Here is an 8,717-nt window from a genome sequence, read left to right on the forward strand (position 1 = left end):
TTTTGCTGGTCGAAACGCGCCACGTTGACCGACTGGCCGAAGAACATCGGCTCAAGCAACTGGTTGTTTTTGTTTTGAGAAAAAGTAGTGTAAGCCATGAGCTTGGATCCATTAGTGCCGAGCTGAAAAGTAAAGGGGCCGGAAGAGTTCCGGCCCGCTGTGTCAAACGTTAGATCTTGCAGGCGCCGCCTTCACAGTCGTCATCGCCGCCCTGAGCAGGCTGCATGTCTTCCTGGATATCATCTGCACCGTCGCGGGTGTTCTGATAATACAGCGTTTTCACACCGAATTTGTAGGTGGTGAGCAGATCTTTCAACAACTGCTTCATCGGCACCTTGCCACCCGGGAAACGGGTTGGGTCATAGTTGGTGTTCGCCGAGATCGACTGATCGATAAATTTCTGCATCAGGCCAACCAGTTGCAGGTAACCATCGTTATTCGGTAATTCCCACAGCAGTTCGTAGTCATTTTTCAGACGCTCATACTCAGGAACGACCTGGCGCAGAATACCGTCTTTGGACGCCTTGATACTGATATGGCCGCGCGGTGGCTCAATGCCGTTGGTGGCATTGGAGATCTGCGACGAGGTTTCCGACGGCATCAAGGCAGACAGCGTTGAGTTGCGCAGGCCGGTCTCCTTGATCTCTTTACGCAGGCTTTCCCAGTCGTAATGCAGGGGTTCGCTACAGATCGCGTCTAAATCTTTCTTGTAAGTATCGATTGGCAGGATGCCCTGCGCGTAGGTGGTTTCATTGAACCACGGGCAAGCCCCTTGCTCCTGAGCCAGACGGTTCGAGGCTTTCAGCAGGTAGTACTGGATCGCTTCGAAGGTTCTGTGGGTCAGGTTATTGGCGCTACCATCGGAATAGCGTACGCCGTTCTTCGCCAGGTAATAGGCGAAGTTGATCACACCGATACCCAGGGTACGGCGGCCCATTGCGCCACGGTGAGCGGCCTTGATTGGGTAATCCTGATAATCCAGCAGGGCGTCGAGCGCGCGCACGGCCAGCGTGGCCAGCTCTTCCAGATCGTCCAGGCTCTCAATCGCGCCCAGGTTGAATGCTGACAGCGTACACAGCGCGATTTCGCCGTTTTCGTCGTTAACGTCATCCAACGGTTTGGTCGGCAACGCAATTTCCAGGCACAGGTTTGACTGGCGTACTGGGGCAATCTGCGGATCAAACGGGCTGTGGGTGTTGCAGTGGTCAACGTTCTGGATGTAGATACGGCCGGTAGAAGCACGTTCCTGCATCATCAGTGAGAACAGCTCTACCGCTCTCACGCGCTGCTGACGAATGCTACTGTCTTTCTCATACAGGGTATACAGCCGCTCAAACTCGTCCTGATCGGCGAAGAACGCGTCGTACAGCCCTGGAACGTCAGAAGGGCTGAACAGGGTGATGTCTTCATTCTTGATCAGACGCTGATACATCAGGCGGTTGAGCTGCACGCCGTAGTCCATATGACGGACCCGGTTGCCTTCAACCCCACGGTTGTTTTTCAGTACCAGCAGGCTTTCCACTTCCAGATGCCACATTGGGTAGAACAGCGTTGCTGCACCACCACGCACGCCGCCCTGAGAGCAGGATTTCACCGCGGTCTGGAAGTGCTTGTAGAACGGGATACAGCCGGTATGGAAGGCTTCACCGCCACGAATTGGGCTACCCAAGGCACGGATACGGCCAGCGTTGATACCGATACCGGCACGCTGTGAAACGTATTTCACAATGGCGCTGGAGGTGGCATTGATGGAATCCAGGCTGTCACCACACTCGATCAGCACGCAAGAGCTGAATTGGCGGGTTGGGGTGCGCACGCCAGACATGATCGGCGTAGGCAGTGAAATCTTGAAGGTGGAGATCGCGTCATAGAAACGTTTGATGTAGTCCAGACGGGTGGCTCGCGGGTAGTTGGAGAACAGACACGCGGCTACCAGGATATACAGGAACTGGGCGCTCTCGTAAATCTCGCCGCTGACGCGGTTCTGCACCAGATATTTCCCTTCCAGCTGTTTCACGGCAGCGTAGGAGAAGTGCATATCACGCCAGTGATCGATAAAGGAGTCCATCTGCTCGAACTCTTCAGTGGTGTAGTCTTCCAGCAGATGTTTATCGTATTTGCCCATCTCCACCATGCGTGCGACGTGGTCGAGCAGCTTCGGGGGTTCAAACTGACCGTAAGCTTTTTTACGCAGATGGAAGATGGCGAGGCGCGCGGCCAGATACTGATAATCCGGTGCGTCACGGGAGATCAGATCGGCTGCGGCCTTGATGATGGTTTCATGAATATCGGCGGTTTTGATGCCGTCATAAAACTGAATATGTGAACGTAACTCTACTTGAGAGACCGAGACGTTGTTTAAACCTTCCGCGGCCCAGTCGATGACTCGGTGGATTTTATCGAGGTTGATGCGCTCTTTACTGCCATCGCGTTTAGTTACAAGTAGGCTTTGGTTCATTTTTACCTGTCCGTGAGATTCCCCTAAGCAGAAAGTGTAGTCGCTCTGCTCAGTATGTAAACACTATATATAGGGGGTTTATGTCGGTGAGGTAACAAGATAGTGATAAAACAGCGGGTTTGCAAGTGAACAAAACCTGCCGATCTTGTGGATAACTTGGGGGTGAAATGTTACGGTTTGTTCCTAGTGCGCGCCCTATCTGGGGTGACAAGGTTGTCAATAAGTGTGATGAGAATTTACTTAAATTCTGAAATTTGCGTTCGTTTGCCGCTTTATTAAACGTTAGAAAAAAACCGTATATTGATCTGCTTTTATATTCTTAAAAACGGTTTAGATCGGCTTTTTTGATCGAAAACGGATAAATAGGTATTTATCTTATACGCTTAGTCGCACCGGCGGCGGAAACATCGCCCCCGGTACGTTATGGTAGCTTCAACCCTGGTGCTGGGTATGCACCATGTAGTTCACATCGACGTTGCGGCCCAGCTTGAAATGGTCGGTGATCGGGTTGTAATGCAGGCCGATGATATGTTTTTCACGCAGCTCGGTGCCGTCAACCCAACCGATCAGTTCAGAAGGGCGGATGAACTTCTTATGATCATGGGTGCCTTGTGGCACCATTTTGAGCACGTATTCAGCGCCGATGACCGCCATCAGCCAGGCTTTGGTATTGCGGTTGATGGTGGAGAAGAACACGTGGCCGCCCGGTTTGACCAGATGTGCGCAGGCACGCACGACGGAAGCCGGATCCGGCACGTGTTCGAGCATTTCCATACAGGTGACGATGTCATACTGTTGCGGATGAGCTTGCGCATGGCTTTCCACCGTTTCTTGCACGTAGGTCACCTGCATACCGCTTTCCAGCGCATGTAGTCGCGCCACCTGAAGCGGTTCTGCCCCCATATCCAGCCCGGTCACCAACGCACCTTCACGTGCCATGCTCTCTGCCAGAATGCCGCCGCCACAGCCAACGTCGAGCACTTGTTTGTCAAAAATGCCTCCTGCGCGCTGCATGATATAATTCAGACGCAGCGGATTGATCCGATGCAGCGGCTTGAACTCACCTTCCAGATCCCACCAGCGCGAGGCGACAGCTTCAAATTTGGCGATTTCCTGGTGATCAACGTTTGGCGCGTGACGGGATGATTCAGCATTCATGGGCGTTATTAGCTCCTGGTTCTCTTATGGCGCAGATTATACATGTTCCGGCACGCTTGGCGCAGCGCTGTTGTTATCGGGGCAATTGTTATCGGGGCAATTTTCGCCCGCAGGGCAGCACATTTCAGCGAAACAGCGCCGGTAATTTCCCCGTAAAGCGCGCTTTGTGATATAGTTTTACACCTTTGGCACTACGCCAAGGCAGATGAATCATTCAGTATGAGGGATAGCAGCTCCATGAGCGACCTTGCCAGAGAAATCACACCGGTAAATATCGAAGAAGAGCTGAAAAGCTCGTATCTGGATTACGCGATGTCCGTTATTGTCGGCCGTGCGTTGCCAGATGTTCGTGATGGACTGAAGCCGGTGCACCGCCGCGTTCTGTACGCGATGAATGTACTGGGTAACGACTGGAATAAACCATACAAGAAATCGGCCCGTGTCGTTGGGGACGTGATCGGTAAGTATCACCCGCATGGTGACAGCGCGGTGTATGACACGATCGTCCGTATGGCCCAACCGTTTTCGTTGCGCTACATGTTGGTGGACGGCCAGGGTAACTTCGGTTCTGTGGACGGCGACTCCGCCGCAGCAATGCGTTATACCGAAGTGCGCATGTCGAAAATCGCCCACGAACTGCTGGCGGATCTGGAAAAAGAAACCGTCGACTTCGTGCCAAACTATGACGGTACCGAGCAGATCCCGGCCGTTATGCCAACCAAGATCCCGAACCTGCTGGTCAATGGCTCGTCCGGTATCGCCGTGGGCATGGCGACCAACATTCCGCCGCATAACCTGTCTGAAGTTATCAATGGCTGTCTGGCCTATATCGAGGATGAAAACATCAGCATTGAAGGGCTGATGGAACACATCCCAGGCCCGGACTTCCCGACGGCGGCAATTATCAATGGCCGTCGTGGTATTGAAGAAGCCTACCGTACTGGCCGTGGTAAAGTGTATCTCCGCGCCCGCGCCGAGGTAGAGGCGGACGCTAAAACAGGCCGCGAAACCATCATCGTGCATGAAATTCCTTATCAGGTGAACAAAGCGCGCCTGATCGAGAAAATTGCCGAGTTGGTGAAAGAGAAACGCGTTGAAGGCATCAGCGCGCTGCGTGACGAGTCTGATAAAGACGGTATGCGCATCGTGATTGAAGTCAAACGTGACGCCGTGGGTGAAGTGGTGCTGAATAACCTGTATTCGCTGACTCAGCTACAGGTCACGTTCGGTATCAACATGGTGGCACTGCATCAGGGCCAGCCAAAGTTGCTGAACCTGAAAGATATTCTGCGTGCATTTGTGCGCCACCGTCGTGAAGTGGTGACTCGCCGTACCATTTTCGAACTGCGTAAAGCCCGCGACCGCGCCCATATCCTGGAAGCGTTAGCCATTGCGTTGGCTAACATCGATCCGATTATTGAACTGATCCGCCGCGCGCCGACTCCGGCAGAAGCGAAAGTGGCGTTAATCGCGCAGCCTTGGGATCTGGGCAACGTTGGGGCGATGCTGGAACGTGCCGGTGACAACGCTGCACGCCCAGAGTGGCTGGAGCCAGAGTTCGGCATCCGTGACGGTAAATATTACCTGACCGAGCAACAGGCTCAGGCGATCCTGGATCTGCGCTTGCAGAAACTGACCGGCCTGGAGCACGAGAAGCTGCTGGACGAGTATAAAGAGCTGCTGAACATCATCGCTGAGCTGATCTTTATTCTGGAAAACCCAGACCGCCTGATGGAAGTGATCCGTGAAGAACTGGTGGCGATGCGCGATCAGTTCGGTGACGCACGCCGTACCGAAATTACCGCCAACACGTCTGATATCAACATCGAAGACCTGATCAACCAGGAAGATGTCGTCGTGACATTGTCGCATCAGGGCTACGTGAAGTATCAGCCTCTGACCGACTATGAAGCGCAGCGTCGCGGTGGTAAAGGTAAGTCAGCCGCCCGTATTAAAGAAGAAGACTTTATCGATCGTCTGCTGGTGGCCAACACCCACGACACGATCCTGTGTTTCTCTAGCCGTGGTCGCCTGTACTGGATGAAGGTGTATCAACTGCCGGAAGCCAGCCGTGGTGCCCGTGGCCGGCCTATCGTCAACCTGTTGCCGCTGGAAGCCAACGAACGTATCACCGCCATTCTACCGGTGCGTGAATACGAAGAAGGTCGCCATGTGTTTATGGCTACCGCCAGCGGTACCGTGAAGAAAACCGCATTGACCGAGTTCAGCCGCCCACGCAGCGCTGGCATCATCGCCGTTAACCTCAACGAGGGTGACGAGCTGATCGGTGTTGACCTGACCGACGGCAGCAACGAAGTGATGCTGTTCTCCGCCAACGGTAAAGTGGTGCGCTTCCCAGAAGGGCAGGTGCGCTCGATGGGCCGTACCGCTACCGGCGTACGCGGTATCAACCTCGGTGAAGGCGATCGCGTAGTCTCACTGATTATTCCTCGTGGTGAAGGCGATATCCTGACCGTGACGCAGAACGGTTACGGCAAGCGTACTGCGGTAACGGAATATCCGACCAAATCGCGCGCGACCCAAGGGGTTATCTCCATCAAGGTCAGCGAACGTAATGGTCAGGTTGTTGGGGCTGTTCAGGTAGAAACTACCGATCAAATCATGATGATCACCGATGCGGGCACGCTGGTGCGTACCCGTGTTGCCGAAGTCAGCGTGGTTGGCCGTAACACCCAGGGTGTCACCCTGATCCGTACTGCGGAAGACGAGAACGTCGTCGGCCTGCAGCGCGTCGCTGAGCCGGTTGAAGATGAAGAGCTTGATAGCCTTGAGCCGGGTACAGAAGAAGCGGAAGAAGATACCACACCACTCGATGAGGGTGATGAGGATACCGGCGCCGTAGACGATATGGATGACGAGAACGCCTAAGTAGTACGGCCCTGGCCGTATAATCTGGGTGGATCAAAAGGGCTTGGCAGCGATGCTAGGCCCTTTTTCAGTTGTATGGTTTAATTGCTGCCATCACTTGTCGATGCTGCACGGGATCGTTGTTTTGCTATGATTATGCTCGTCACCCCTTACTCTGGCATGGTACCTGCTTGAAATATTTAGCCTCTTTCCGTACCACGTTAAAAATCTCCCGTTATCTGTTTCGGGTGTTGGCGTTCATGCTGTGGTCGCTGGGAGCACTGCTGACTACGTTTTATATTCTGGATATCGTGCATGAGAAAGAATCCGATATCAGGCAGGAATATAATCTCAACTTTGACCAGGCTCAGGGCTACATTCGCCACTCGGCGGATATCATCCGCGACATCAAATACATGGCGGAAAACCGCCTCAACGGCACGGTAGGGAGCCTGGAGCTGTTCACTGGCATGATGAATGGCCAAGACATCCAGCCGGATCTGAAGCCGCTGTATCCAGAATCCAACTGTGCACTGAATTCCAACTACCGTGACGCGATCACCTCGTTAAACAGTCTGATCCAATACTGGAAAGAAAACTTTGTCGCTGCCTATGACCTGAATCGGGTGTTTTTTATCGGTGGCGACAGCCTATGCATGACGGAATTTGGTAGCAGCAACGGCATCACTGACCGGCAAAGCGTGCTGAAGGCGCTGCATGAGCGCATCCTTAAATACCGTAACGTCGCCAACAGCGCCGAGAAAGACAATAACCTTTATTGGATCAGCCCCAGTCAGCAGCGGCCAGATGTGGGTTACCTGTATGTGATGACGCCGATCTATGTCGGCAACAAGCTGGAAGCGCTGCTGGGGATTGAACAGACGATCCGCCTGGAGGACTTTGTCACCACCAGCAACTTGCCGGTGGGGGTTAATCTGCTGGATGAGAACAACGAATCGGTGCTGCGACTGGCCAATGGCGATCGCTATGCGTCTTCGCTCAATGTTTATCCGCAGGAACACACTTATTTTGGCTATGTCGACAGCTATCAGGATCTGATCATGAAGAAGGCGCTGCCGCCTTCGTCGCTCAGCATCGTGTATTCATTGCCGGTGAAGAGCGTGGTGGAGCGCTTCAAGGTACTGATCCTCAACGCGGTGCTGCTTAACCTGCTGTCGGCCGTGGTGTTGTTTAGCCTGGCATGGCTATTCGAAAGGAAAATGTTCCTGCCCGCGGAGGAGAATGCCTTCCGGTTGGAGGAGCATGAACAGTTCAACCGCAAAATCGTGGCTTCAGCGCCGGTGGGCATCTGCATTCTGCGCATCAGTGATGGTACCAATATTCTGAGTAATGAACTGGCGCATAACTATATCAACCTGTTGACCAACGAGGATCGCGATCGCATTACCCGCATTATCTGTGAACAGCAGGTCAACTTTGTTGATGTGATGACCAGTAACAACAACAACCTGCAAATCAGCTTTGTGCACTCCCGTTACCGTAATGAGGACGTGGCTATCTGCGTGCTGGTTGACGTTAGCGCCCGCGTCAAAATGGAAGAGTCCTTGCAGGAAATGGCGGCGGCGGCGGAGCAGGCCAGCCAGTCTAAATCTATGTTCCTGGCTACCGTCAGCCATGAACTGCGCACGCCGCTGTACGGGATTATCGGCAACCTGGATCTGCTGCAGACCAAGGCGTTGCCGCAAGGGGTCGATCGCCTGGTCAACGCAATGAACAACTCCTCGGGGTTGTTGTTGAAGATCATCAGCGACATCCTGGACTTCTCCAAGATTGAGTCGGAGCAGTTGAAGATAGAGCCACGTGAGTTTTCTTGCCTGGAAGTGATCACCCATATTGCGGGCAACTACTTGCCGCTGGTGGTGAAAAAGCGGCTCGGCCTGTACTGTTTTATTGAACAAGGCGTGCCCGAGCGTATCAATGGCGATCCCGTGCGTTTGCAACAGGTATTATCTAACCTGTTGAATAACGCCATCAAGTTTACCGATACCGGCTGTATCATGCTGCAGGTCTGCACCCGTGACAGCTATCTGGAATTCAGCGTTCGCGATACCGGCGTCGGCATTCCAGAAAAAGAGGTCCTGCGCCTGTTTGATCCCTTCTTCCAGGTTGGCAGCGGAGTGCAGCGCCATTTCCAGGGGACCGGGCTTGGGTTGGCGATTTGTGAAAAACTGATCAACCTGATGGACGGTGATATCGCGGTGGAGTCCGAGCC

4 protein-coding genes are annotated in these 8,717 nt (G+C 53.5%); 2 read left to right on the forward strand and 2 right to left on the reverse strand.

Annotated features, from left to right (window positions below; translation table 11 throughout):
• Positions 1–169: 169 nt before the first annotated feature.
• Both nrdA and ubiG read right to left on the reverse strand, forming a co-directional pair.
• Positions 170–2,458, reverse strand: coding sequence for a class 1a ribonucleoside-diphosphate reductase subunit alpha (gene nrdA / locus ACLQ7H_RS06870; protein WP_411752032.1), 2,289 nt, complete (start codon positions 2,456–2,458; stop codon positions 170–172).
• Between the two features lie 432 nt (positions 2,459–2,890).
• Complete coding sequence (gene ubiG / locus ACLQ7H_RS06875) at positions 2,891–3,616, reverse strand: bifunctional 2-polyprenyl-6-hydroxyphenol methylase/3-demethylubiquinol 3-O-methyltransferase UbiG (RefSeq protein ID WP_021178493.1); 726 nt, start codon at positions 3,614–3,616, stop codon at positions 2,891–2,893.
• Positions 3,617–3,853: 237 nt separating this feature from the next.
• Between ubiG and gyrA the strand changes: the two genes are divergently transcribed.
• Positions 3,854–6,505, forward strand: a complete 2,652-nt coding sequence (gyrA, locus tag ACLQ7H_RS06880; protein ID WP_411752033.1) for a DNA topoisomerase (ATP-hydrolyzing) subunit A — start codon at positions 3,854–3,856, stop codon at positions 6,503–6,505.
• 170 nt (positions 6,506–6,675) lie between these two features.
• A partial coding sequence (gene rcsC, locus ACLQ7H_RS06885) for a two-component system sensor histidine kinase RcsC (protein WP_411752034.1) occupies positions 6,676–8,717 on the forward strand: 2,042 nt, incomplete at its 3' end.

This window comes from Serratia sp. (in: enterobacteria) (assembly GCF_046715635.1).
Classification (GTDB): Bacteria; Pseudomonadota; Gammaproteobacteria; order Enterobacterales; family Enterobacteriaceae; genus Chania.

Excerpts from the sequence above, each read along its gene's own strand:
- nrdA (WP_411752032.1), bottom strand. The coding sequence starts at position 2,458 with ATGAACCAAAGCCTACTTGTAACTAAACGCGATGGCAGTAAAGAGCGC.
- ubiG (WP_021178493.1), bottom strand. The coding sequence starts at position 3,616 with ATGAATGCTGAATCATCCCGTCACGCGCCAAACGTTGATCACCAGGAA.
- gyrA (WP_411752033.1), top strand. The coding sequence starts at position 3,854 with ATGAGCGACCTTGCCAGAGAAATCACACCGGTAAATATCGAAGAAGAG.